General features: G+C 64.3%; 21 protein-coding genes and 3 pseudogenes. 18 read left to right on the forward strand and 6 right to left on the reverse strand.

What is annotated here, in order from left to right:
* Window positions 1-61 precede the first annotated feature (61 nt).
* The 5 genes and pseudogenes from ACTGJ9_RS10745 to ACTGJ9_RS10765 form a co-directional block, all read right to left on the reverse strand.
* Window positions 62-517: an N-acetyltransferase family protein gene (locus tag ACTGJ9_RS10745; protein WP_456677039.1), complete on the reverse strand. Its 456-nt coding sequence runs from the start codon at window positions 515-517 to the stop codon at window positions 62-64.
* Between the two features lie 74 nt (window positions 518-591).
* Window positions 592-1,402, reverse strand: a pseudogene (locus ACTGJ9_RS10750) (PAS-domain containing protein).
* 129 nt (window positions 1,403-1,531) lie between these two features.
* Complete coding sequence (locus ACTGJ9_RS10755; RefSeq protein ID WP_456678791.1) at window positions 1,532-1,678, reverse strand: hypothetical protein; 147 nt, start codon at window positions 1,676-1,678, stop codon at window positions 1,532-1,534.
* Between the two features lie 76 nt (window positions 1,679-1,754).
* Window positions 1,755-1,931, reverse strand: coding sequence for a hypothetical protein (locus ACTGJ9_RS10760; RefSeq protein ID WP_167527470.1), 177 nt, complete (start codon window positions 1,929-1,931; stop codon window positions 1,755-1,757).
* A 155-nt stretch (window positions 1,932-2,086) separates the two neighbouring features.
* Window positions 2,087-2,737, reverse strand: coding sequence for a glutathione S-transferase family protein (locus ACTGJ9_RS10765; RefSeq protein ID WP_456677040.1), 651 nt, complete (start codon window positions 2,735-2,737; stop codon window positions 2,087-2,089).
* 576 nt (window positions 2,738-3,313) lie between these two features.
* Between ACTGJ9_RS10765 and ACTGJ9_RS10770 the strand changes: the two genes are divergently transcribed.
* From ACTGJ9_RS10770 to ACTGJ9_RS10805, 8 genes and pseudogenes are all read left to right on the forward strand, one after another.
* Window positions 3,314-4,516, forward strand: coding sequence for a pyridoxal phosphate-dependent aminotransferase (locus ACTGJ9_RS10770; protein WP_456677041.1), 1,203 nt, complete (start codon window positions 3,314-3,316; stop codon window positions 4,514-4,516).
* A gap of 422 nt (window positions 4,517-4,938) precedes the next feature.
* Window positions 4,939-5,418: a DUF992 domain-containing protein gene (locus ACTGJ9_RS10775; protein ID WP_456677042.1), complete on the forward strand. Its 480-nt coding sequence runs from the start codon at window positions 4,939-4,941 to the stop codon at window positions 5,416-5,418.
* Between the two features lie 185 nt (window positions 5,419-5,603).
* On the forward strand, window positions 5,604-7,652 hold the full coding sequence (locus ACTGJ9_RS10780) for an elongation factor G (RefSeq protein WP_456677043.1): 2,049 nt from the start codon (window positions 5,604-5,606) through the stop codon (window positions 7,650-7,652).
* Window positions 7,653-7,944: 292 nt separating this feature from the next.
* Window positions 7,945-8,252 (forward strand): annotated as a pseudogene (locus tag ACTGJ9_RS10785) (helix-turn-helix domain-containing protein).
* A gap of 53 nt (window positions 8,253-8,305) precedes the next feature.
* A pseudogene (locus tag ACTGJ9_RS10790) lies at window positions 8,306-10,064 on the forward strand (SulP family inorganic anion transporter).
* 52 nt (window positions 10,065-10,116) lie between these two features.
* Window positions 10,117-10,956, forward strand: a complete 840-nt coding sequence (locus ACTGJ9_RS10795) for a shikimate dehydrogenase (protein ID WP_456677044.1) — start codon at window positions 10,117-10,119, stop codon at window positions 10,954-10,956.
* Window positions 10,957-11,012: 56 nt separating this feature from the next.
* The gene (locus ACTGJ9_RS10800) at window positions 11,013-11,639 is read left to right on the forward strand and encodes a hypothetical protein (RefSeq protein WP_456677045.1); all 627 of its coding nucleotides are present in this window, start codon (window positions 11,013-11,015) and stop codon (window positions 11,637-11,639) included.
* A 74-nt stretch (window positions 11,640-11,713) separates the two neighbouring features.
* Entirely contained in the window at window positions 11,714-12,343 is a 630-nt protein-coding gene (locus ACTGJ9_RS10805) for a hypothetical protein (protein WP_456677046.1), read from the forward strand.
* A 245-nt stretch (window positions 12,344-12,588) separates the two neighbouring features.
* On the opposite strand, the gene ACTGJ9_RS10810 is transcribed toward ACTGJ9_RS10805, so the two are convergent.
* On the reverse strand, window positions 12,589-13,725 hold the full coding sequence (locus tag ACTGJ9_RS10810) for an alpha-hydroxy acid oxidase (RefSeq protein WP_456677047.1): 1,137 nt from the start codon (window positions 13,723-13,725) through the stop codon (window positions 12,589-12,591).
* Between the two features lie 117 nt (window positions 13,726-13,842).
* On the opposite strand from ACTGJ9_RS10810, the gene ACTGJ9_RS10815 reads away from it, so the two are divergent.
* The 10 genes from ACTGJ9_RS10815 to serA all read left to right on the forward strand — a co-directional run bounded on the left by ACTGJ9_RS10815 (window position 13,843) and on the right by serA (window position 23,748).
* Entirely contained in the window at window positions 13,843-14,010 is a 168-nt protein-coding gene (locus ACTGJ9_RS10815; protein WP_456677048.1) for a hypothetical protein, read from the forward strand.
* A 219-nt stretch (window positions 14,011-14,229) separates the two neighbouring features.
* On the forward strand, window positions 14,230-15,576 hold the full coding sequence (gene glmM / locus ACTGJ9_RS10820) for a phosphoglucosamine mutase (RefSeq protein ID WP_456677049.1): 1,347 nt from the start codon (window positions 14,230-14,232) through the stop codon (window positions 15,574-15,576).
* A 303-nt stretch (window positions 15,577-15,879) separates the two neighbouring features.
* Complete coding sequence (locus ACTGJ9_RS10825) at window positions 15,880-17,121, forward strand: MFS transporter (RefSeq protein WP_456677050.1); 1,242 nt, start codon at window positions 15,880-15,882, stop codon at window positions 17,119-17,121.
* Between the two features lie 227 nt (window positions 17,122-17,348).
* A complete protein-coding gene (locus tag ACTGJ9_RS10830; protein ID WP_456677051.1) occupies window positions 17,349-18,200 on the forward strand; it encodes an outer membrane protein in 852 nt (283 codons plus the stop codon).
* Window positions 18,201-18,370: 170 nt separating this feature from the next.
* Window positions 18,371-19,192, forward strand: coding sequence for an outer membrane protein (locus ACTGJ9_RS10835; protein WP_456678496.1), 822 nt, complete (start codon window positions 18,371-18,373; stop codon window positions 19,190-19,192).
* 75 nt (window positions 19,193-19,267) lie between these two features.
* On the forward strand, window positions 19,268-19,858 hold the full coding sequence (locus ACTGJ9_RS10840) for a glutathione S-transferase family protein (RefSeq protein WP_456677052.1): 591 nt from the start codon (window positions 19,268-19,270) through the stop codon (window positions 19,856-19,858).
* 30 nt (window positions 19,859-19,888) lie between these two features.
* Entirely contained in the window at window positions 19,889-20,353 is a 465-nt protein-coding gene (locus ACTGJ9_RS10845; protein ID WP_456677053.1) for an N-acetyltransferase family protein, read from the forward strand.
* Between the two features lie 173 nt (window positions 20,354-20,526).
* Window positions 20,527-20,718 carry a hypothetical protein gene (locus ACTGJ9_RS10850; RefSeq protein WP_456677054.1) on the forward strand — a complete coding sequence of 64 codons (192 nt, stop codon included), beginning with the start codon at window positions 20,527-20,529 and terminating at the stop codon, window positions 20,716-20,718.
* Between the two features lie 79 nt (window positions 20,719-20,797).
* A complete protein-coding gene (locus ACTGJ9_RS10855) occupies window positions 20,798-21,970 on the forward strand; it encodes a phosphoserine transaminase (RefSeq protein ID WP_456677055.1) in 1,173 nt (390 codons plus the stop codon).
* 188 nt (window positions 21,971-22,158) lie between these two features.
* Window positions 22,159-23,748: a phosphoglycerate dehydrogenase gene (serA, locus tag ACTGJ9_RS10860; RefSeq protein ID WP_456677056.1), complete on the forward strand. Its 1,590-nt coding sequence runs from the start codon at window positions 22,159-22,161 to the stop codon at window positions 23,746-23,748.
* Window positions 23,749-23,887: the final 139 nt, after the last annotated feature.

Here is a 23,887-nt window from a genome sequence, read left to right on the forward strand (position 1 = left end):
CCGGTGTGTTACGCGCCGGTGACAGGTGGAGTTATCCACAGGGCGCTCGTCTCAGCAAAAATCAGAATATCTTGCGATAGACGATGAAGCCGGAGCGTTCCGCGACCTTGTCGTACAGGCTTTGCGCCGTGACGTTGGTCTCGTGCGTCTGCCAATAGACCCGCGGCGAGCCCGCGAGCCTGGCGCGCTCATAGACACCATCAATCAGCGCCGAGGCGACGCCCTTGCCGCGTGCGGCTTCTAGCGTGAACAGGTCCTGCAGATAGCACGACGGCTCGATCGCGGTGGTGCTGCGATGGAACAGGTAGTGCGTAAGCCCGAGCAGGCGGCCGTCACTTTCGGCGACCAGCGCATGCACCGGCTCGTAGGCATCGAAGAAGCGCTGCCAGGTCACCTTCGTAATCTCAGGCGCGAGCGCGGTCGGACCGGAGCGGCCGTAGAAGGCGTTGTAGCCGTCCCACAGCGGCAGCCATTGATCGTAATCCTGTCGAGTGACGGAGCGAACGGTAAGCGACATCTGGCAAATCCGCGATCGATGAGGTGCCCTTCATACGTGATGAAGGGCGTATCAATCAATTGCGATGTCGCGCATCACTCTGCGACCCGCAAGTACCGGATCAGCTTCCGCCCTGTGGGATCGCGCAGCGAGCGAAAGTAATCGGCGCGCGCCGGCGCGTCGGTGTGGCGCACGAGGTCGGTCACCGGCGTGTAGCTCAGCATGCGACCGCCGTCGGGCAGCGCGGCGCAGACGAAACGCAGCACCTCGCCGTTGCGCAACGCGATATTGATCGGCGTCGGGTCGCCGATCCGCATCATCTCCATGCGCTGCGCGATGAAGATGCCCAACTCGTCCTCCGGCAGTTCGAAGGCGCCGGTGTCGCGGCCGTGATACATCAGCGCGATGAAGGGCGGCTTGTTATCGGCCGTTTCGTCCGGCAGCGCGAAATAATCGCGGAAGGCGCGGTTGATGAATTCGGCGCGGGTCTCGGCGTCGAGCAGCACGATACCGATATCGATCTGGTCGAGCGCCGCCGACAGCCGTGCCGCAACGGCGTGGTTGTGCCGCTCGGCGGCAAAGGCCTCGAGCAGACGTTCGCGCAGCAGCCCTGTCATGGCGGCGGTGCCGGCACTCGCCAGCGCGAGCAGCCCGAGTGGCGCGAGGTCGGTCACGTCAAAGCCGGGCGTGGTGCGGTGGCTGAGCGCGAGCAGCGCCGCGCCGATCACGGCAATGGCGGCGCTGCCGAGTGCGGACGCAAAGCCCGAGAGCGAGCCGGCCAACGCCACGACGCCGACGAACAGCGGTGCAGGCGAGCGCGGGAGCGTGACGGTCGAGCAGGATTGCCAGCAGTGCGATCGCTGCCGTCAGCACGGGACCGGAAATGGCACGCCATCCGAACCGCATGGGCCTGGCTCGTTCCTCCCTGAACGGGATAAGGCCGTCAGACTGACCGATGGTTGCGCAAGCGCAATCCGATTTCGCGCGGTGCGCTTAACGGGCGCTTGCCTGCGTGCTCAAAGCTTTCGGATGATTTTAGACCAAATGCGCGTGCATCTTGCGCTGCTGCAGTGCGGGCGCGTTCCACGTCGACGTCCCCGGGCCCTTGCGGGTGCCGACGAAAATCAAAAGCGACGCCGCGACCAGGATGGCCGCAGTCAGCGTGATTGCAACGACTACCACAGGCGATTTCATCATTGTCCTGTCGCGATGCCGGTCGGCGCGAGGCACCTTGAAGCTAGCGAGGACGAAACGGGGATCAGACCGGCAGGCCCATCGCCATGGTCGCCTTGGTCGAGAGCACCGTGAGGGTGACGATCAGGCATAGCGAGAGGGCGGCGACGGCGAGCGAGGCCGCGACCGCGTGGGTCAACCGGGAAGATGCGACGGTATCGGGACGGCCCTGAAAGCCAGCCGTGCCGGACGCCCGAATCATGGTCTAAATCCTTCAACGTGCGAGCAGATCACCCGCGACGCCGGACAACCTCACAATTTCAGCGGGCAATAATGGGGCGGCAACTCCCCTGAAAGCGGCGGGAATGGGGCAAAGGTTAACGCAATGCCCGCTATTTCTTAACGCTGCACCGGTTTTCAGGCCTCCGCCGCGATGCTGGCGGGGTCGTCGATGTTGGCGGGGCGCCAGTCCATCGCCACGAAACCGGGCGCGGCCTCGACGCGCTTCAGCCAGTCGCGGATCGCCGGGAAGGGCGAGAGGTCGAAGTCGCAGCGGTCGGCTAGGTGGGTGTAACCGTACAACGCGATGTCGGCGACCGTGAGCTGGCGGGCGGCGAAATAGGCGTTGGTCTTGAGGTGGTTCTCCATCACCTGGAGCGCGCCATAGCCGCGCTCCATCCAGTCCTCCAGCGCGTGGACCTGCAGGTCGCGGCCGCCCTTGACCAGCGAGAGCCAGAAATAGGCGGCACCGATGTTGGGCTCGAGCGCGTGCTGCTCGAAGAACATCCATTGCAGCGCCTCGGCGCGATCAATGCGGTTCTCCGGCGCGAGCGGCGTGCCGATGGCGACGTACCACAGGATGGCGTTGGACTCGGCGAGATAGCGATTGTCGCCGACCTCGAGCAGCGGCACCTGTCCGGACGGGTTCTTCGCCAGGAAGTCCGGCGTCTTGCTCTCGCCGCGCAGAATGTCCACCTCGATCGGTTCGTAGGGCAGGTTCAACAGCGCCAGCGCGAGGCGGACCTTGTAGCTGTTGCCTGAGCGTTGCATCGAATAGAGCTTGTACATTCTGGGAGTTCGATTCAGGGAACGGGAAGGTGCGGCGCGCTTGTTGCCCCGCACCGCGGCTAAACAATGATGCCGATGCGAATCCGCCGCAAGGGCCGCCCCGTAGAAAAACTCGAAATCCCTACCGCACTGCAACGCCGCGGAAGATCATGTTCGTGCGACGCTGCAAATCAGATCACGCTTGCGTCAACATGCGGGACGCATCGCTCTGCGCATTGTGTGAGACGGTCGAGCTTCCATACCGTCATGGCCGGGCTTTGACCCCGCCATCCACGCCTTGCCACACGGCAAACAACGTCGATGCCAGGACAAGCCCGGGCCTGCCCACAATCTGGTTGACCATCACGCAATTGCCGAATTGCTCCGAGGACAAGCCTTGCCGGATATGAGGGGTTTGCCCGGCAAAGTTGCGGAAAATTGCGGGAAATCGCGCCTCGAATCGCTCCAAACCCGTAAACTTTTTCGAGATCGGGCCGAAGTTTCTTGCGGCGCAGCGACACACGTTTTAGGGTGTTTTCATTCCCACAATCAGAGTCGTGAGGCCAAAGGGTTCACGACGCTTGTCAGGAGATGACGATGGCCTTTCTTGCTGCTGCGCTCGACCGTGTGAAGCCGTCCGCGACCATCGCGGTCACGGATAAAGCACGCGCGCTGAAAGCGGCGGGCCGCAATGTCATCGGCCTCGGCGCCGGCGAGCCCGACTTCGACACGCCCGCGAACATCAAGCTGGCGGCGATCCACGCCATCGAATCCGGCAAGACCAAGTACACCGCGGTCGACGGCATCCCCGAGCTGAAGGACGCGATCATCGCGAAGTTTCAGCGCGAGAACGGCGTCGTCTACAAGCCGAACCAGATCATCGTCGGCACGGGCGGCAAGCAGGTGCTCTACAACGCGCTGATGGCGACCATCAATCCGGGCGACGAGGTGATCATCCCGGCGCCCTATTGGGTCAGCTATCCCGAGATGGTGGCGCTCGCCGGCGGCGAGCCGGTGCCGGTGGTCTGTACAGCCGCGAGCGGGTTCAAGCTCCAGGCCGAAGCGCTCGATCGCGCGATCACGCCCAAGACCAAATGGGTGATCCTATGCTCGCCGTCGAACCCGACCGGTGCGGCCTACACCAAGGCCGAGCTCAAGGCGCTCACCGACGTGCTGGTCAAGCATCCGCATGTGTGGGTGATGACCGACGACATGTACGAGCACCTCGTCTATGACGATTTCCAGTTCACCACCGTCGCACAGGTCGAGCCCGGCCTCTACGACCGCACGCTCACCGTGAACGGCGTCTCGAAAGCCTATTGCATGACCGGCTGGCGCATCGGCTATGCCGGTGGTCCCGCGCAGCTGATCAAGGCGATGTCGACGATCCAGTCGCAGTCGACCTCGAACCCGTCCTCGATCTCACAATGGGCGTCGGTGGAAGCGCTGAACGGTCCGCAGGACTTCATCGCCGCCAACAACAAGGTGTTCAAGGAACGTCGCGATCTCGTCGTCTCCATGCTCAACCAGGCCAACGGCATCGAGTGCCCGCGTCCCGAGGGTGCGTTCTACGTCTATCCGTCCTGCGCGGGCACGATCGGCAAGAAGGCGCCGTCGGGCAGCGTGATCTCCAACGACGAGCAGTTCGTCACCGAGCTGCTGGAGACCGAAGGCGTCGCCGTGGTGCAGGGTTCTGCCTTCGGCCTCGGCCCGGCCTTCCGCATCTCCTACGCGACCAAGACCTCGGATCTCGAAGACGCCTGCAAGCGCATCCAGCGCTTCTGCGGCAATCTGCGCTAACCACGCCCGCAGTTGAGAATTGAAAGGCCCGCTTCGGCGGGCCTTTGTCGTTAGTGCCTCGATCGAGCGGAGTCGGATGGATTTCGTTTGGGCCAGCAGCGTGCCTTGCCCTTCACCCGGATCGCTTTGGACGATGCTGCGCATCGCCAGGCGCAATCCGATCTCTCCCCGCGGAAGGGCGGGGAGAGATTAAGTCGCACCCGATAGCGCGCTCCAATGATTGCCTGACGTAAGGGGCGCACCGGCGGCGCCCTCCCTCGCCCCGCTCTTGCGGGGAGAGGGTGGGGTGAGGGCTCTTTGCGCGAGTTCGCCTTTCAACGCATCCGATCTGGTACCCACAAGGTTGTTGTGGCATAGACCATCGCGCGCGTCGGGAATGGCGCCTGCTCTACTCGCATCACATTCATAGCCGGAGACATTTCATGCGCCGCTCACTCCTCCTTGCCGGATTCACCATTGCGAGCCTCGTCGCCTCCGTCGCAGGCGCCAGCGCGCAATCGCGGATGGTGCAGGTCGGCGTGCTCGAATGCCGCGGCGGCGCCAGCGTCGGCTTCGTGGTGGGATCGGTGACCAATCTCGGCTGTGTGCTGCGTGCCGAGGGTTTGCCCGAAGACCGCTATGTCGCGACCATCCGTAAAGTGGGCCTCGACCTCGGCATCACCCAGGAGACGTCGCTCGCCTGGGGCGTGTTCGCGCCGGTCAACCGGCTCGGCCCCGGCGATCTCTCCGGCAATTATGCCGGCGCGCAGGGCAGCGCCTCGGTCGGCGTCGGCCTCGGCGGCAATGCGCTGATCGGCGGCTCCAACAATTCGATCGCGCTTCAACCGTTGAGCGTACAGGGGCAGGTCGGCCTCAACGTCGCCGCGGGGCTCGAGAGCCTGGAACTCCGTCCGGGCCGTTAAGCGCACCGGCGGAGGTGTTGCTTCACCTTTCGCGATGGGAGAGGTGGAACACAAGCCGTTAAAGACTTGGTCTAACTGAGGACGCACCGCAGCGACGTTTGATGCTTGCCAAATCTCGGGGACCGGCAGAGCATCTGCGTTTGCCGACCCAATCATGGGCCGAGCTCCAAACAAGGAGGCGGCGAATGGGACAAGACGTCAGAAGTCCCCGAGGTCCACGGTGCATTGCGCTGGTGGGCCCTTTCCAAAGCGGTAAAACCACTCTTCTCGAAGCAATCCTGGCGCGAACGGGCGCAATCCCGCGCGCCGGCAGCGTCGATGCCGGAACTTCCGTCGGCGACGCCACGCCTGAGGCCCGTCATCACAAGATGACCGTCGGGCTGACTGCCGCCACCACGAGTTTCATGGGCGACAGCTACACCTTGCTGGATTGTCCCGGTTCCGTCGAGTTCGCCCACGACATGCGCGCCGCGCTTCCTGCGGTCGACGCCGCGGTCGTGGTGTGCGAGGCCGACGAGAAAAAGCTGCCGCAGCTTCAGATCATCCTCCGCGAGCTGGAGGAGCTGAAGATCCCGCGTTTCCTGTTCCTCAACAAGATCGACCGCGCCAACAAGCGCATCCGCGAGACGCTCGCGACACTCCAGCCCGCCTCGCGCGTGCCGCTGGTGCTGCGTCAGATCCCGATCTGGAAGGGCGAACTGATCGAGGGCTTTGTCGATCTTGCGCTGGAACGCGCGTTCGTCTATCGCGAGCACAAGGCATCCGAAGTGGTTGCGCTCGATGGCGGTGATCTCGATCGCGAGAAGGAGGCCCGCTTCTCGATGCTGGAGAAGCTCGCCGACCACGATGACGCGCTGATGGAGCAATTGCTCGAGGATATCCAGCCGCCGCGCGATGCCGTGTTCGACGACCTCGCCCGCGAATTGCGCGAGGGACTGATCTGCCCCGTGCTGCTCGGCGCTGCCGCGCGTGAAAACGGCGTGCTGCGTCTCATGAAGGCGCTGCGCCATGAGGCGCCCGGCATTGCGGAGACCGCAAAGCGTCTCGGCGTGCCCTCCGCCAAGGACGCGCTCGGCTTCGTCTTCAAGACGCTGCATTCGCAACACGGCGGAAAACTATCGCTGACGCGGCTGCTCGCCGGCCATCTCGACGACGGCGCCACGCTGCAATCCTCCTCCGGCGGCGTGGGCCGCATCTCCGGCATCCTCGCCGTCAACGGCGCTTACGACAGCAAGCGTGCCTCGGCCGAAGCCGGCGACACCGTGGCGCTCGCCAAGCTCGATCCGGTCAAGACCGGAGACACGGTCTCAAGCGGCAAGACCGCGCCAGCCGCGCTCGCGGCCGCAGAGCCGACGCCGCCGGTGCTCGCAATTTCGGTTGCGGCCACCGATCGCAAGGACGACGTCAAGCTCGGCCAGGCGCTGTCGCGGCTGCACGAGGAGGATCCGTCGCTCGTCATCGTGATGAACGCCCAGACCCACGACACCGTGCTGTGGGGCCAGGGCGAGATGCACCTGCGGGTCGCCAGCGAGCGGCTGCGCGATCGCTTCGGCGTCAAGATCTCCTCGCATCCGCCCGCGATCGGCTACCAGGAGACCATCCGCAAGCCGATCGTCCAGCGCGGCCGCCACAAGAAGCAGTCCGGCGGTCACGGCCAGTTCGGCGATGTCGTGCTCGACATCAGGCCGCTGCCGCGCGGCGAGGGCTTCAAGTTCGACGAGAAGGTCGTCGGCGGCGCGGTGCCGCGCAACTATATCGGTGCGGTGGAGGAGGGGGTCGTCGACGGGCTCGCGCGCGGTCCGCTCGGCTTCCCGGTCACCGATTTGCAGGTGACGCTGACTGACGGCTCCTATCACAGCGTCGATTCCTCCGACCTCGCCTTCCGCACGGCGGCGAGGGTCGGGCTCAATGAAGGCCTGCCGCAATGCCAGTCGGTGCTGCTTGAGCCGATCCATGTGGTCGAGATCGTGTGTCCGACCGATGCCACCGCCAAGATCAACGCGATCCTGTCGGCGCGGCGCGGCCAGATCCTCGGCTTCGACACCCGCGACGGCTGGAGCGGATGGGACTGCGTCCGCGCCATGATGCCGGAGGCCGAGATCGGCGAGCTGATCGTCGAGCTGCGCTCGGCAACCGCAGGCGCCGGCAGCTTCACCCGTCAGTTCGACCACATGGCCGAAGTTACGGGCCGCGCCGCCGACCAGATCATCGCCGCGCATCAGCACGCGGCGTGATCTGCGTCGCGCGATAAGGGCAGGCACCACTCTGACACTCCCTCTCCGTTCTCACGGGGAGAGGGCGTGTGAGGGGCTGTTTCCACGACCGCCTTCCTGAATTGTCTTACGAGTCGGACGGACATTGGCTCGCCGCAACAGCGTGCCAGCCCCTCACCCGGATCGCTACCGCGATCCGACCTCTCCCCGCAGAAGGGCAGGGAGAGCACTTGCGCTTGCCCTGGTGTGATGTATTTTACATCATTGTACATACTCCAGATATCACTTATAAGCTCTGACACGTGAGGCCAAGGTGATCACGTCATTCCAGATGCGGGCAGCTCGCGCGCTGCTCGGCATTGACCAGAAAACTCTGGCCGAGCTCGCCGGCGTTTCGCTGCCGACCATCCAGCGGATGGAAGCAAGCACCGGCAACGTTCGCGGCGTGGTCGAGACCCTGATGAAGGTGGTCGAAGCGTTCGAGCGGGCCGGCGTCGAGCTGATCGCCGAACAGGCGCGCAGCGAGGGCGGGGACGTGGCGTTCGGCTGAGGGAGCCGGGGCCGCCGCGTCGGGTGGGGCATGATCCCGCGATGATCATGCTCGGAAGCAGTCTGAACTAACGCACCGTCGCGCCGGAGCACGCGGCTGCACGATGCATCGGAGCATTGTGGGCATGAGCATCACGGGCGAACACGCAGGCAAGCTGCACCAGCTTCGTCAGCCGACCTTTACCGAACTCTATCTGCCAAAGCTCATCACCGTCTGGCGGGAAGGCTATGGCCTCGCGGATTTCCGCGCCGACGTGTGTTTGCGGGCCTCACGGTCGCAATCGTCGCGCTGCCGCTGTCGATGGCAATCGCGATCGCCTCCGGCGTGACGCCGGACCGCGGGCTCTACACTGCGGTCGTCGGCGGCTTCATCGTGTCGCTGCTCGGCGGCAGCCGCTTCCAGATCGGCGGGCCTGCGGGCGCTTTCATCGTGCTGGTCGCGGTGACGGCGGAGCGGCATGGCGTCGACGGCGTCATCCTCGCCACCATGATGGCGGGCATGGTGTTGATCGCTGCGGGCTTGCTGCGCGTCGGCACCTATATCAAGTTCATTCCCTATCCCGTCACGGTCGGCTTCACCGCCGGTATCGCCGTGATCATCTTCGCGAGCCAGCTGCGCGATCTCTCGGGCATCACGCTCGCGGGGAAGGAGCCGAGCGAGTTCGTGCCGAAGCTCGCAGCACTCGCGGGCGGCCTTCACACCATCAATCCGTCCGCGCTCGGCGTCGCTCTCGTCAGCATCGCCATCATCGCGGGCTTGCGGCGCTGGCGGCCGTCCTGGCCCGGCATCCTGATTGCGGTCGTGCTCGCGGCGATCGCGACGGCTGCACTGTCGCTGCCGATCGAAACCGTCGGCAGCCGTTTCGGCGGCATCCCGCGCGAATTGCCCTCGCCGGCGCTGCCGGCGTTCTCGCTGCGAAGGCGAAAGCGGTGCTGCCGGATGCGATCTCGTTCGCGCTGCTCGCGGCCATCGAATCGCTGCTGTCGGCGGTGGTGGCCGACGGCATGACCGGTCGCCGCCATCGCTCCAATTGCGAGCTGGTAGCACAAGGCGTCGCCAATATCGGCGCGGCGCTGTTCGGCGGCATCTGCGTCACCGGCCTGATTGCGCGCACCGCGACCAACATCCGCGCCGGCGCGCGCGGGCCGCTGGCGGGCATGCTGCACTCCGCCTTCCTGCTGCTGTTCATGCTGGTCGCTGCACCGCTCGCGAGCTACATCCCGCTCGCAGCACTGGCCGCCGTGCTGGTCGTGGTGTCCTGGACCATGGCGGAGAAACAGGAATTCGCGACGCTGCTGCGTTCGTCCTGGGGCGATGCGGTCGTGCTGCTGGCGACCTTCCTGCTCACGATCTTCCGCGATCTGACCGAAGGCATTCTGGTCGGCTTCGCGCTCGGTGCGGTGCTGTTCATCCATCGCATGGCGGAGATGACCGGCATCGAGGAGCGCTCGCCGCTGGTCGCGGCCGATCGTCCCGACGACGGCAATGGCGCGCGCGTGCCCTACGATCCCGCGCTGGCGGTCGACCGCGACGTGCTGGTCTACCGCATCACCGGCGCGTTTTTCTTCGGTGCGGCGTCTGCGATCGGAGGCGTGCTCGACGGCATCGCCGACAAGCGCAAGGCGCTCGTGGTCGATTTCGCCGCGGTGCCGTTCCTGGATTCCACCGCCGCAAACGTGCTCGGCCGCGTCGCGGCCAAGGCCAAGCGACAAGGCATCCGGCTGTTCATTACCGGGGCCTCGCCTGCGGTGCGCCGCGCGCTGCTGACTCATGGCGTGAGCCCGCAGCGCGCGCGCTATCGCCAGACCATCGATCGCGCGGTTGCCGATATCAAGGCCGTGCCCGGCGTGACCGAATCCGCGGAGCCGTCCCCGCCTGCTTGACAGGACCGGCCGGACGCGAAATGGATCGCCCTCGACACGACCCGAGGGAAAGATGACCGCGCCCAAATCGCCCGCAGCCTGCTTGATCGGATGGCCGGCTGCGCATTCGCGCTCGCCGCTGATCCATCATTATTGGCTGCGCACGCTCGGCATCTCGGGCGGCTATGTCATCGAGGCGGTTCCGCCCGAAAACCTGCGCGATTTCGTGCTGCGGCTGTCGCTGCGTGGTTTTGTCGGCGCCAATGTCACCATTCCGCACAAGGAGGGCGTGCTGGAGCTGTCGACGCCCGACGCGCGTGCCAGGGCGGTGGGCGCCGCCAACACGCTGTGGTTTGCCGACGGCGAGTTGCGCTCGACCAATACCGATGTCGAAGGCTTTCTCGGCAATCTCGACGCCAGCGCGCCCGGCTGGGACAAGGCGGACGAAGCGCTGGTGCTGGGGGCCGGCGGTTCCTCGCGCGCGGTGGTGTTCGGGCTGCTCGAACGCGGCTTTGACCGGGTCCATCTCGCCAACCGCACTTTGGCGCGGGCCGAGGCGCTGGCCGCGGAATTCGGGCCGAACGTGTATCCGCTTGGCTGGGACGGGATCAACAATGTCCTGCCGCGGGCGAAACTTCTCGTGAACACAACCTCGCTCGGGATGCACGGCCAGCTTTCACTCGAGGTTGATGTGACGCGGCTCCCGCAAGGGGCGGTCGTCGCCGACCTCGTTTATGTCCCGCTGGTGACGCCGCTGCTCGCGGCCGCCAGGGCCCGCGGGCTCAACACCGCCGACGGGCTCGGTATGCTCCTGCACCAGGCGGTGCGCGGCTTCGAGCTGTGGTTCGGCCAGCGGCCCGAGGTGAGTGCGGAACTACGCGCGCTGGTCGAGGCCGATCTCACAAAGACTTGAGAGAATAGTGCGCCGTCTCCGGCGTTCATTATCCGTGGGGATAATCGGAGACTGTCATGACGATCCAACGTGCAAATTTCACGCGCCCGCTCATCGCTGTTGCGATGGTGGCTGCTTCCACCCTCGCGGCCGTCGCGCAAAAGGCGCCGGTACCGACCCGCGTGCGCGGCACGATCGAGAGCGTCGAGGGTGACACCATGCTGGTCAAGTCGCGCAGCGGTGAGGACGTCAAGCTTCACATCGCATCGGATTTGCGCGTGGCAGGCGTCACCAGGATTTCGCTCGCAGATATCAAGGTCGGCTCCTTCGTCGGCGCCACCACCGTGCCGGGACCGGAGGGCGGCGAGAACGCGGTCGAGGTGCACGTGTTTCCGGAGAGCATGCGCGGCACCGGCGAAGGCTCGCGGCCCTATGACCTCAAACCCAATTCCCGCATGACCAATGCCACGGTGTCGGAGAGCGTGGTCGGCAATGACGGCCATACGTTGCTGGTGAAGTACAAGGACGGCGAGAAGAAGGTGTTCGTCTCCGATATGACACCGGTGGTGACCTTCGTGCCCGCCGACAAGTCCGAGCTGAAGGCCGGCGCCAAGGTCATCGCCTTCATGAAGCAATTGCCCGACGGCTCGTTCGAGACCAATCGCGTCAGTGTCGGCCGTGATGGCCTGACCCCGCCGATGTGATCGGGATTCAGGGAATAGCGGCAGTCAGACGGGGTTGCCCTGTCTGATCGCCGCAAACTCTGAAGGGGACCATCATGCCAAGCCTGAACAACTGGATGCCGCGCGCCGTCGCGGCAGCATTCGTCGCTTGCATCGTGACATCATCTGCTTCAGCGCAGCAGCAGGCGCCGACCGTCCGCATTCGCGGCACCATCGAGAGCGTCGACGGCAACACGCTCGGCATCAAGACGCGCGAGGGCACCGATGTGACGGTGAAGATGACCGACAACGTCGCCGTCTTCGCCGTGGTGAAGACGCAGCTCTCCGAGATCAAGGAGGGCTCCTATATCGGCGTCACCGCCATGCCCGAGCCCGACGGAACGCAGAAGGCCATTGCCGTCCATATCTTTCCGGAAAACCAGCGCGGCGCCGCCGAAGGCTTCCGCCCATGGGATGCCCGCGCCAACTCGACCATGACCAACGCCACCGTGGCGCAGACCGTCGAGGGCACCAATGGCCAGAACATCACGGTCAAATACAAGGACGGCGAGAAGAAAGTCGTGGTGCCGCCCGACACGCCGATCGTCACCTTCGTCGCCAGCGACAAGTCCGAGATCAAGCCCGGCGCCAGGCTGATCATCTTTGGCGCGGCGAAGAAGGATGACGGCACGCTGGAAGCGAACCGGGTCAATGTCGGCCGCGATGGCGTGACGCCGCCGATGTGAGCAGTGAGCGGCGCGTCGCCATTTCACTCCCTCGCTCCGTTCTTACGGGGAGAGGGTGGGGTGAGGGGCTGCCTCCCCAAGTTGGGCTTTGAACGAGAGCTGAGTCACGGCGGGAGTCGGATAGCTCTTTGTTGGAGCGGCCGCGTGCCTTGCCCCTCACCCGGATTGCTTTGGACGATGCTGCGCATCGCCAGGCGCCATCCGACCTCTCTCCGCAGAAGAGCGGGGAGAGGTTAGGAAGCATCTCATACCGCGATAATGTGCTCGTCGATCTCGTCGATCCTGTTGACGCCGCACAGGCCCATGGTCGTGAGCAGCTCCTTCTGGATGATATCGATCGCCTTGGCGACGCCGGCCTGGCCGCCGGCGCCCAGCCCGTAGGCATAAGCGCGGCCGATCATGCAGGATTTTGCGCCGAGCGCGAGCGCGCGCATCACGTCCTGGCCGGAGCGGATGCCGCCGTCGAACATGATCTCCATCTTTTCGCCGACGGCGTCGGCGATCTCGGGCAGCACCTCGATCGAGGACGGCGCGCCGTCGAGCTGACGGCCGCCATGGTTGGACACCACCAGCGCCTGCGCGCCGGTCTTGGCCGCTTCCTCGGCGTCCTCGACGTCCAGAATGCCCTTGATGACGAGCTTGCCCGGCCAGATGCTCCGGATCCACTCGACGTCCTTCCAGTTCAGCGAGGTGTCGAACTGCGAGGCGGTCCATTCGGCGAGGCGGTTGAGGTCCTCGGTGTTCTTCACGTGGCCGGCGATGTTGCCGAAGGTGCGGCGCTTGCCCTGCAGCACGCCGGAGACCCAGGCCGGCTTGGTGGCGAAATCGATGAACTTCGACAGCGACCATTCCGGCGGAATGGTCATGCCGTTCTTGATGTCGGCATGGCGCTGGCCGATCACCTGGAGATCGACGGTCAGCACCAGCGCGCTGCACTTCGCCGCGATCGCGCGCTGAACCAGCTCCTTGATGAAGCCGCGGTCCTTCATGACGTAGAGCTGGAACCAGAACGGCTTCTCGACATTGGCCGCGATGTCCTCGATCGAGCAGATCGACATCGTCGACTGCGTGAACGGGATGCCCGCGGCCTGCGCCGCGCGGCAGGCGTGAATCTCGCCATCGCCATGCTGCATGCCGAGCAGGCCCACGGGCGCCAGGATCAGCGGCATGGTCGATTGCTCGCCGAGAATCGTGGTCGAGGTGTCGCGCCTGGAGACGTCGACCAGGATGCGCTGGCGGAACTTGATCGCCTGCATGTCCTCGCGGTTGGCGCGCAGCGTCTCCTCGGCGTAGGAGCCGCGGTCGCAATAGTCGAAGAACGCCTTCGGCACGCGGCGCTTATGCAATGCGCGAAGATCGTCGATACAGGTGATGTGCTTCATGAACGTTCCCCGGCCCGGCTTGATCAGGAGGCCAATATTCAGAGTCTTGCATCGGAAGGTTTCGGGGTCATCTAGCATGGTTGGATGCACAGCCAAATCGTTTGCGAGAGGCGCGCCATGACCAAGCCGCACAGAGGACCTTCGCCGGAAGAGCTCAAGGAGAAGCAGGACCTCGAAGACGCGCTCGAGGAGGGGTTGGAAGAGACCTTTCCGGGCTCCGATCCGGTCAGCGTCACCCAGCCGGCGCCGAGCCGTGCGGACGGCCATGTGAAGCGAAAGCCCTGAGCGCGGTTCCACCCCCGTTCCGGCGTTCAAACGGGAAATACAGTGTTAACAAGAAGTTACCAGGATGTTGGCGGCGCCGGTTCCGTAATGATTTATCATATTTTTTGAAGCCAATTTAGCGGCGGAGGCATTATAAGAACCCAGCAAATCAGGGATGCGGGGACCGTTCGGGCACCCCGAGGTGTCGTGGGGCTCCCTGGTTGTTGCGTGGGGGACGATATGAGCCGCAAATATTTCGGGACGGACGGGATCCGCGGCCGCGCCAACGGACTGATCACGCCGGAGCTCGCGCTCAAGGTCGGCCAGGCCGCGGGCCTCGCGTTTCAGCGCGGTGACCATCGCCACCGGGTCGTGATCGGCAAGGACACCCGCCTGTCCGGCTACATGATCGAATATGCGATGGTCGCTGGTTTCACCTCGGTCGGCATGGACGTGCTGCTGGTCGGCCCGATGCCGACACCGGCGGTGGCGATGCTTACCAAATCGATGCGCGCCGATCTCGGCGTCATGATCTCCGCCTCGCACAATCTGTTCGAGGACAACGGCATCAAGCTGTTCGGCCCGCAGGGCTTCAAGCTCTCCGACGACGTCGAGAAGCAGATCGAGCAGCTGCTCGACGAGCCAATCGAGAAGAGGCTCGCACAAAGTGCGAGCCTGGGCCGCGCCCGCCGTATCGACGGCGTGCATGACCGCTACATCGAATTCGCCAAGCGCACGCTGCCGCGCGATCTCTCGCTCGACGGCCTGCGCGTCGTGATCGACTGCGCCAACGGCGCCGCCTACAAGGTGGTGCCGGAAGCGCTGTGGGAATTGGGCGCCGACGTGGTGCCGATCGGCGTCGAGCCCGATGGCTTCAACATCAACAAGGATTGCGGCTCGACCTCGCCGGAAGCGTTGTCGCGGAAGGTGCGCGAGATGCGCGCCGACATCGGCATTGCGCTCGACGGCGACGCGGATCGCGTCATCCTGGTCGACGAGCGCGGCCATGTCGTCGACGGCGACCAGCTGCTGGCCGTGATCGCGCAGAGCTGGAAGGAAGATGGACGGCTGTCGCGTCCGGGCATCGTCGCGACCGTGATGTCCAATCTCGGCCTCGAGCGCTTCCTGAAAGGGCAGGGGCTCGACCTCGTGCGCACGCCGGTCGGCGATCGTTACGTGCTCGAGCAGATGCTGAGCGGCGGCTACAACCTCGGCGGCGAGCAGTCCGGCCATATCATCCTGTCCGACTATGCCACCACCGGCGACGGCTTCGTGGCCGCGCTGCAGGTGCTGGCGGTGGTGCAGAAGCTGCGCCGGCCGGTGTCGGAAGTCTGTCACCGCTTCGATCCGCTGCCGCAGATCCTCAAGAACGTCCGCCACAAGGGCGGCAAGCCGCTCGACGATTCCGAGGTGAAGTCGGCGATCTCCGACGGCGAGAAGCGGCTCAACGGCCACGGGCGCCTCCTGATCCGCTCCTCCGGCACCGAGCCCGTGATCCGCGTCATGGGCGAAGGCGAAGACCGCGTCCTGATCGAGGACGTCGTCGACACCATCGTCTTGGCGCTCGGCCAGGCCGCTGCGGCTTGAGGCCTTCCGTCTCCCGTTGGGGGAGCATCGTAGGGCGGGCAAGCGACTTGTCCGCCGTAGCTCGAAGAGCGAAGGCGGAAGCGTGCCCACCGCTTCTGCTGCAATGTTGGATCGATGGTGGGCACGGCGCAAGTGCGCCTTTGCCTACCCTGTGACTCCAGACTCGGGGAGAGAGACCTCTCCGGCAGAGCAAGAAGGGCAAACAGACGCATTCCAGCTATCGAGCTTTGGCGGTGGTTCGCCCACTACGGCCATCGTAGTTAGGCAGTGCGGCTGTTCGCCGCGCCTGCCGGGATCGATCCATTGAACAAGCCAGTTCTCGTCTCCGAGGAAACCCTGACCGAGCCGGTCGTCGTCGCCGGCATCACGCCCGCCGCCGCAGGGCCGGCCTATATCGTGCTCACCGGCATCAGCTTCTCGCACTTTCTCAACGACACCATGCAGTCGCTGATCGCCTCGGTGTATCCGATCCTGAAGGACACCTACGCGCTCGACTTCGCGCAGATCGGCATGATCACGCTGGCGTTCCAGTTCACGGCGTCGCTGCTCCAGCCGGTGGTCGGTCACTACACCGACAAGAAGGCGCAGCCGTACTCGCTGTCGATCGGCATGGCCTCGACCTTCTTCGGCCTGCTGCTGCTCAGCGCCGCGCACCAATATCTCGTCATCCTGATTGCCGCCGCCCTGGTCGGTCTCGGCTCGGCGGTGTTTCACCCGGAATCCGCGCGCATCGCGCGGCTGGCCTCCGGCGGCCGCTACGGCTTCGCGCAATCGGTGTTTCAGCTCGGCGGCAGCTTTGGTACCTCGATGGGGCCGGTGCTTGCTGCGCTCATCGTGGTGCCATTCGGGCAGGGCAGCATCGCCTGGTTCTCCTCGATCGCGTTCCTCGCCATCGTCATCCTCTGGCGCATCGGCCGCTGGTACGAGCCGCAGATCAAGGCGAAGAAGACAGTGGTCGCGCAGGCGCATCCCGACGCGCCGAGCTCGCGCCGGGTCGCGGTCGCGCTGCTCGTGCTGGTGGCGCTGCTGTTCTCCAAGCAGCTCTACGTCTCGAGCCTGTCGAGCTACTATATCTTCTACCTGATCGACCGCTTTGCCGTGTCGACGCAGGCCGCCCAAATGTACCTCTTCATCTTCCTTGCGGCGAATGCGGTCGGTGCGTTTCTCGGCGGGCCGCTGGGCGATCGCTTCGGCCGCAAGATCGTGATCTGGATTTCGATTCTGGGCGCGCTGCCGTTCACGCTGGCGCTGCCCTATGCCGGGCTCTATGCGAGTGCGGTGCTGACGGTGATCATCGGTCTGATCATCTCCTCGACGACGTCGTCGATCATCGTGTTCGCGCAGGAGCTGGTGCCGCATCGCTTCGGCATGATCTCCGGCGTGTTCTTCGGCGTTGCCTTCGGCATCGGTGGGCTCGGCGCGGCCGTGCTCGGCAAGCTCGCCGATCACACCTCGATCGAGTTCGTCTACCAGGTCTGCGCCTATCTGCCGGCGATCGGCCTGCTCGCGGTGTTCCTGCCCAAGCTGCCGCGTCACGTACGTTGACAAATCCTGTTTTGCCGCTACGCGGCTTCATCAATCGTTAGCAATTGCGGCGTGCACGTGCCGCATTTTTGCAACGCTTGCGCCGCAAGCGCGCGCTCGTTGCGAAAAAATCAACCTTAAAAATTAGGGTTAAGTGGCGCTTAAGCATTTGGTGCGATCGTCCGCCTGTGAGTTTCCAGAACGTGAGGCAGCTGCATTTTGCCTCACCGGCCATAAGGACGATGCCAATGCGTAGCGTTAAGTCTCTCCTTGCCGCGGGTGCGGCATCACTGATCTCGTCGATGGCGTTCGCCGCCGATATGCCGATCGCAGCTCCGCCCCCGATGTACGCGCCCGCCCCGCCGGCGGACTTCGGCGGCTGGTATCTCCGCGGCGACATTGGCTTCAGCAACCAGCGCGTCGACCGGGTGCTCGACACCAACGCGGCCGCCTACAACAATGTGGCGGTCTCGCAGACCAGCAGCTTCAACAGCGCCGGCATCTTCGACCTTGGCGCTGGCTATCGCTTCAACAACTGGTTCCGGGCCGATGTCACCGGCCAGTACCGCGGCAAGTCGACTTTCACGGGGCTGGATGTCGTCACCGGCGTGGGTCCAGGAGCCGGCTTTGCGGGCACCAACAACTACACCGCGACCAAGCAGGAATTGCTCTTCTTGGCCAACGCGTATGTTGATCTAGGTACCTGGTGGTGCATCACGCCGTTCATCGGCGCGGGCGTCGGCACGGCGCGCGTCTCGATCTCTGACTTCACCGACTCCGGCGACAGCATCGGCGCAGGTGGCCAGGGCCGCAGCCTGAACTATGCCGGCACTGGATCAAAGTGGAACTTCGCCTGGGCCGCACATGCCGGTCTGGCCTACAAGGTCAACCCGAGCCTCACTCTCGAACTGGCTTACAGCTACGTCGATATGGGCAGCGGCATCACCGGTGCCAGCTACTCGTTCGACGGCGTGACCAACACCACGCACGCGGCGTTCCAGTTCAGGGACATCACCTCGCATGACATCAAGCTCGGTGTGCGCTGGAATCTCGACAGCCCGCCGGCCTACATGCCGCCGCCGCTCGTCACCAAGGGCTGATCACCAGCCCCATCGCTTAATGTCTCTTAACGGCGCGGGATCATCCCGCGCCGTTTTGCTTTGCGTATTTTTTCATTGCTTGGCGGCGACGAACGCCTCTGGCGCAACCATTGGTTAAGGTTAACGAGCCATGATCACGAGTGAAAGTTCGAGTTCGATGGAGCGTTGCAATGCGTAGGCTTTGGTTGGCGGCGGTGATGTTGGGAACGGTGTCTGCCGCGCACGCGGCCGACATGCCGGATGTACCGATCCTGCGCGGCAGCTTCACCGATGGTCTGAGCAATTCCAACGTCAACTGGCAAGGCTTCTACGTTGGCGGTCAGGCCGGCTACGGATCGTCGGACGAAAGCTTCAGTGGCACGAACACCAACATGCTCGCCGCTTTGCTCGACCATAACGTCGTCGAGCAGATGCAGGTCTCGCAATGGAATCTCGGGCTTGGCAAGCAATCGAGCCGCGCCAGCGGCTATGGTGCCTTCTTCGGATATAATGAGCAGTGGGAAGACGCCGTCTATGGTCTTGAAGTGAGCTATTTGCACGGCTCGTATGGCGGCTCATCCAACGCATTCAAGGAGCTTGTCAGCGGAACCGCGCTGTCCGACGGCGCCTTTCATGATGTTGCGGTAACGTCATCAGCCGCCATATCGATCTCGGATATGGCGACATTCCGTGGCCGCGCGGCTTATGCCTGGGGTTGCTTCCTTCCTTACATGTTCGGCGGACTCGCGCTTGGTAAGGCCGACATCTCGCGTTCGGTCCTGGTCACCGATGCGGTCAGCACCAACGGAGTTTCGTGGACACCGCTGCAGCCGCTGTCGGCGAACGATACCCAGCACAATCACCTGATCTACGGCTACACCGCCGGTCTCGGCGTCGATGTGAACCTGGTCGGTGGCTTGTTCATGCGGGCGGAGTACGAATATATCCGCTTCTCCTCGGCAGTTGATACCAGCATCAACACCGTTCGTGCCGGCCTCGGCTACAAGTTCTGACGCTGCTTCGCTGCGTCGTGGTTGACAGCTTGCTTCCGTCCTGATGCTCTGCCGGGCGAAAGCGGGGCGGCAGCGATGCAGATTTACGGCGACAGCAACTCGGGCAATTGTCTGAAGGTGAAGTGGGTCTGCGACACGCTCGCATTGCCCTATCGCTGGATCGAGATCGATACGCGCAAGGGCGAGACGCGCACGCCGCAATTCCTGAAAATGAACGGCGCCGGCCAGGTGCCGACCGTCGCCTTCGACGACGGCCGCGCGCTGGCGCAGTCCAATGCCATCATCCGCTATCTCGCCCGCGACAGCGCGCTGGTTCCGCGCGATGCTTTTGCTGCCGCCAAGATGGACGAATGGCTGTTCTGGGAGCAGTACAGCCATGAGCCCTATATCGCGGTGTGCCGCTTCCAGCTGGTCTATCTCGGCAAGGAGGTATCCGAGCTCGATCCTGACAAGGTCAAGCGCGGCTATGCGGCGCTTGATCGCATGGAGGCGCATCTCACCGCGAGCCGCTTCTTCGCGGAGGATGAGGTTTCGCTCGCCGACGTCTCGCTGCTTGCCTACACCCGTCTCGCGCATGAGGGCGGCTTCGATCTCGGCCGCCATGCCGCCGTCCGCCGCTGGATCGCTGAAGCCGAGGCTTATCTCGGTCTACCGCCGGCGCGCTGAGTCCCTCACGCGGAATCTGGAGCTTCCTGTATGACCGACAAGTCCGTTTCCATCCGTCCCGCGCGCCGCGAGGACGTTCCCGCGATCGTCGCGATGCTCGCCGACGATCATCTCGGCCGCGCCCGCGAGCGCGTCGAGGATCCGCTTCCGGCGGTCTACTATCAGGCGTTCGAGCGGGTCGCGCGCGACCAGAAACTCACGCTCGTGGTCGCCGAGACCGGGGGCAGGGTGGTCGGCTGCCTGCAGCTTGCGGTGCTCGCAGGCATCAGCTCGCAAGGTGGCATTCGCGGCCTGCTCGAGGATGTGCGCGTTGCCTCCGATTGCCGCAGCCGCGGCATCGGCGAGCAATTGGTGCAATGGGCGATCACGGAAGCCAAAGCCCGCGGCTGCAATCTGGTCGAATTGCTGACGCATGCGAGCCGTGTCGACGCGCAGCGCTTCTACAAGCGTCTCGGATTTGCATCGAGTCACGCCGGCATGACTGTCCGCTTTTGATGCAGCATCTTGCGACCGTTGCGCAAGCTGCACAATCGGATCGCGCATTCGTTCATCTTAAGAGCTGATAAACTACCCCCTGGTCGTTCACGTTGATCGAGGAACGAACGGTGCTACGCGAGCGTCTGAAACCGGGCTCGGTCGGTTCGGGGATTTCGATGACATGCTATTCCATGATCAAGGTCGGCAACGATTACGTTGTGCAGGCCAACGACAAATGTATTTTGAAGGTCGGCAGCCGCCGCCGTGCCGCGCAATTGATCAGCGAGGCCACGGATTTGCTGAATGCGCTCGCCCCGGTTGCATCGCCCGATCTCGTACCGGAGCAGCCATCACTCCAGCGTGAGACGCCGGAACTTCCTTGACTGCCCTTCCCGATTCCCGTATCAGCCGCGGCGGGACACCTCCCCCCAACGGGAGGCTTACTATCTGGAAGGGTAGATTATGACTGTAGCGAAGCCCGCTTCGCGGCCGAACGTGCCGCATTTCTCCTCCGGCCCCTGCGCCAAGCGCCCCGGCTGGAACGCCCAAAATCTCAAGGACGCAGCGCTCGGCCGTTCGCATCGCGCGAAGGTCGGCAAGACCAAGCTCAAGCTCGCGATCGATCTGACGCGCGAAGTGCTTGAAGTGCCGGCCGATTATCGCATCGGCATCGTGCCGGCGTCCGATACCGGCGCGGTCGAGATGGCGCTGTGGTCGCTGCTCGGGGCACGGCCCGTCACCACGCTCGCCTGGGAATCCTTCGGCGAGGGCTGGGTCAGCGATATCGTCAAGGAATTGAAGCTCAAGGACGTCACCAAGCTCAACGCGGCTTATGGTGAAATTCCCGACCTCTCCAAGGTCGATCCCAAGAGCGACGTCGTCTTCACCTGGAACGGCACCACCTCTGGCGTGCGCGTGCCGAACGCCGACTGGATCAGCGCGACCCGCGAGGGCCTGACCATTTGCGACGCGACCTCGGCCGCGTTTGCGCAAGCGCTCGACTGGGCCAAGCTCGATGTCGTCACCTTCTCCTGGCAGAAGGCGCTCGGCGGCGAAGCCGCGCACGGCATGCTGGTCCTTTCCCCGCGCGCGGTGGAGCGGCTCGAGACCTATAAGCCGGCCTGGCCGCTGCCGAAAATCTTCCGCATGACCAAGGGCGGCAAGATCAACGAAGGCATCTTCGTCGGCGAGACCATCAACACGCCGTCGATGCTCTGCGTCGAGGACTATCTTGATGCACTGAACTGGGCCAAGTCGATCGGCGGCCTCAAGGCGCTGATCGCGCGTGCCGATGCCAACACCAAGGTGCTGGCCGACTGGAAGGCGAAGACGCCCTGGATCGACTTCCTGGCCAAGGACGCCGCGATCCGCTCCAACACCTCGGTGTGCCTGAAGTTCACCGATCCCGCGATCACCTCGCTCTCGGAGGATGCGCAGGCCGACTTCTCCAAGAAGCTCGTCGCTCTCGTCGAGAAGGAAGGCGCCGGCTATGACTTCGCCTACTACCGCGATGCGCCGGCCGGCTTGCGCATCTGGTGCGGCGCCACCGTCGAGGCCAGGGACGTCGAGCTGCTGACGCAGTGGATCGACTGGGCTTTTGCCGAGACCAAGGCGCAGCTCGCCAAGGCAGCGTAAGTTTGCTTTTCACCTCTTCCGTCGGCGCGTAGCGCCGGGTGAGGGCCCTCTCCGCGAGCGCCTTTGCCCGTGGCTGCCCCTCACCCCAGCCCTCTCCCCGTAAGAACGGGGAGAGGGAGAAGTGCTCCGAGACATTCACCCAAACCGGTCTAAGGCTCTCCCATCAGGGAAGGCAGAGGAACATTCCGATGACCAAACCCAAAGTTCTCATTTCCGACGCGCTCTCGCCTGCTGCCGTGCAGATCTTCAAAGACCGCGGCGTCGAGGTCGACTTCCAGCCCAACCTCGGCAAGGACAAGGACAAGCTCGCCGAGATCATCGGCAATTACGACGGCCTCGCGATCCGCTCCGCGACCAAGGCGACCGCCAAGATCCTGGAGAAGGCCACCAACCTCAAGGTGATCGGCCGTGCCGGCATCGGCGTCGACAATGTCGAGATCTCCGCCGCGACCGCCAAGGGCATCATCGTGATGAACACGCCGTTCGGCAATTCGATCACGACCGCCGAGCACGCCATCACCCTGATGCTGGCGCTGGCCCGCGAGATCCCGCAGGCCGATGCCTCGACCCAGGCCGGCAAATGGGAGAAGAACCGCTTCATGGGGGTCGAGATCACCGGCAAGGTGCTCGGCGTGGTCGGCTGCGGCAATATCGGCTCGATCGTCGCCGACCGCGCGCTCGGCCTGCGCATGAAGGTCGTCGCGTTCGACCCGTTCCTGTCGCCTGAGCGCGCCAAGGACATCGGCGTCGAGAAGGTCGAGCTCGACGACCTGCTCAAGCGCGCCGACTTCATCACGCTGCACACGCCGTTGACCGACAAGACCAGGAACATCATCGACGCATCCGCGATCGCCAAGATGAAGAAGGGCGTGCGCCTGATCAACTGTGCCCGCGGCGGTCTCGTCGACGAGCAGGCGGTGGTCGATGCGCTCAACTCCAAGCACATTGCCGGCGCCGCCTTCGACGTCTTCGTCGAGGAGCCCGCGACGACGAACGTGCTGTTCGGCCATCCCAACGTGATCTGCACCCCGCATCTCGGCGCCTCCACCACGGAAGCGCAGGAGAACGTCGCGCTCCAGGTCGCCGAGCAGATGTCGGATTACTTGCTCACCGGCGCGATCTCGAATGCGGTGAACTTCCCCTCGATCACCGCGGAAGAAGCGCCGAAGCTGAAGCCGTTCATCGCGCTCGCCGAGAAGCTCGGCTCGTTCGCCGGCCAGCTCACCGAGACAGGCATCCTCAAGGTCGAGATCACCTATGAGGGGCACGTCGCCGAGATGAAGATCAAGGCGATCACCTCGGCGGTGCTGTCGGGCCTGCTGCGGCCGATGCTGGGCGAGGTCAACGTGGTGTCCGCGCCCGTCGTCGCCAAGGAGCGTGGCATGGTGGTGGACGAGATCGTCCGCGCCGCCCAGAGCGACTATGAGAGCCTGATCACGGTCACGGTCGCTACCGAACGCCAGGAGCGCTCGGTCTCCGGCACCGTCTATCATGACGGCAAGCCGCGCCTCGTCGACATCAAGGGCATCCGCGTCGACGCCGAGTTCGGCAAGTCGATGATCTACGTCACCAACGAGGACAAGCCGGGCTTCATCGGCAAGTTCGCGGGGCTCCTCGGCGACTCCAGGATCAACATCGCGACCTTCCATCTCGGCCGCGTCGAGCAGGGCGGCGATGCGATCGCGCTGGTCGAGGTCGACGGCGCGGTGCCGGCGGACCTGCTCGCCAAGGTGCAGGCGCTGCCGCAGGTCAAGCAGGTCAAGGCGCTGACGTTCTGATCCTTCACCTCTCCCGTAAGGAGAGGTGACAGAGCACGCCCGTCGCCACATATTCCGACCCGCGGAACAATGCCGCCTTCATCACCGAAGGCGGCATTTTTATTTCTCCCGCAGCCTTCCAACTTTGTGTACCAATGGC

Source organism: Bradyrhizobium sp. RDM12, assembly GCF_051917485.1.
Classification (GTDB): Bacteria; Pseudomonadota; Alphaproteobacteria; order Rhizobiales; family Xanthobacteraceae; genus Bradyrhizobium.

Excerpts from the sequence above, each read along its gene's own strand:
- ACTGJ9_RS10780 (WP_456677043.1), top strand. The coding sequence starts at position 5,604 with ATGGGACAAGACGTCAGAAGTCCCCGAGGTCCACGGTGCATTGCGCTG.
- glmM (WP_456677049.1), top strand. The coding sequence starts at position 14,230 with ATGAGCCGCAAATATTTCGGGACGGACGGGATCCGCGGCCGCGCCAAC.
- ACTGJ9_RS10805 (WP_456677046.1), top strand. The coding sequence starts at position 11,714 with ATGCCAAGCCTGAACAACTGGATGCCGCGCGCCGTCGCGGCAGCATTC.
- ACTGJ9_RS10765 (WP_456677040.1), bottom strand. The coding sequence starts at position 2,737 with ATGTACAAGCTCTATTCGATGCAACGCTCAGGCAACAGCTACAAGGTC.
- ACTGJ9_RS10795 (WP_456677044.1), top strand. The coding sequence starts at position 10,117 with ATGACCGCGCCCAAATCGCCCGCAGCCTGCTTGATCGGATGGCCGGCT.
- ACTGJ9_RS10840 (WP_456677052.1), top strand. The coding sequence starts at position 19,268 with ATGCAGATTTACGGCGACAGCAACTCGGGCAATTGTCTGAAGGTGAAG.
- ACTGJ9_RS10745 (WP_456677039.1), bottom strand. The coding sequence starts at position 517 with ATGTCGCTTACCGTTCGCTCCGTCACTCGACAGGATTACGATCAATGG.
- ACTGJ9_RS10855 (WP_456677055.1), top strand. The coding sequence starts at position 20,798 with ATGACTGTAGCGAAGCCCGCTTCGCGGCCGAACGTGCCGCATTTCTCC.
- ACTGJ9_RS10775 (WP_456677042.1), top strand. The coding sequence starts at position 4,939 with ATGCGCCGCTCACTCCTCCTTGCCGGATTCACCATTGCGAGCCTCGTC.
- ACTGJ9_RS10800 (WP_456677045.1), top strand. The coding sequence starts at position 11,013 with ATGACGATCCAACGTGCAAATTTCACGCGCCCGCTCATCGCTGTTGCG.
- ACTGJ9_RS10845 (WP_456677053.1), top strand. The coding sequence starts at position 19,889 with ATGACCGACAAGTCCGTTTCCATCCGTCCCGCGCGCCGCGAGGACGTT.
- ACTGJ9_RS10760 (WP_167527470.1), bottom strand. The coding sequence starts at position 1,931 with ATGATTCGGGCGTCCGGCACGGCTGGCTTTCAGGGCCGTCCCGATACC.
- ACTGJ9_RS10850 (WP_456677054.1), top strand. The coding sequence starts at position 20,527 with ATGATCAAGGTCGGCAACGATTACGTTGTGCAGGCCAACGACAAATGT.
- ACTGJ9_RS10810 (WP_456677047.1), bottom strand. The coding sequence starts at position 13,725 with ATGAAGCACATCACCTGTATCGACGATCTTCGCGCATTGCATAAGCGC.
- ACTGJ9_RS10830 (WP_456677051.1), top strand. The coding sequence starts at position 17,349 with ATGCGTAGCGTTAAGTCTCTCCTTGCCGCGGGTGCGGCATCACTGATC.
- serA (WP_456677056.1), top strand. The coding sequence starts at position 22,159 with ATGACCAAACCCAAAGTTCTCATTTCCGACGCGCTCTCGCCTGCTGCC.
- ACTGJ9_RS10815 (WP_456677048.1), top strand. The coding sequence starts at position 13,843 with ATGACCAAGCCGCACAGAGGACCTTCGCCGGAAGAGCTCAAGGAGAAG.
- ACTGJ9_RS10770 (WP_456677041.1), top strand. The coding sequence starts at position 3,314 with ATGGCCTTTCTTGCTGCTGCGCTCGACCGTGTGAAGCCGTCCGCGACC.
- ACTGJ9_RS10835 (WP_456678496.1), top strand. The coding sequence starts at position 18,371 with ATGCGTAGGCTTTGGTTGGCGGCGGTGATGTTGGGAACGGTGTCTGCC.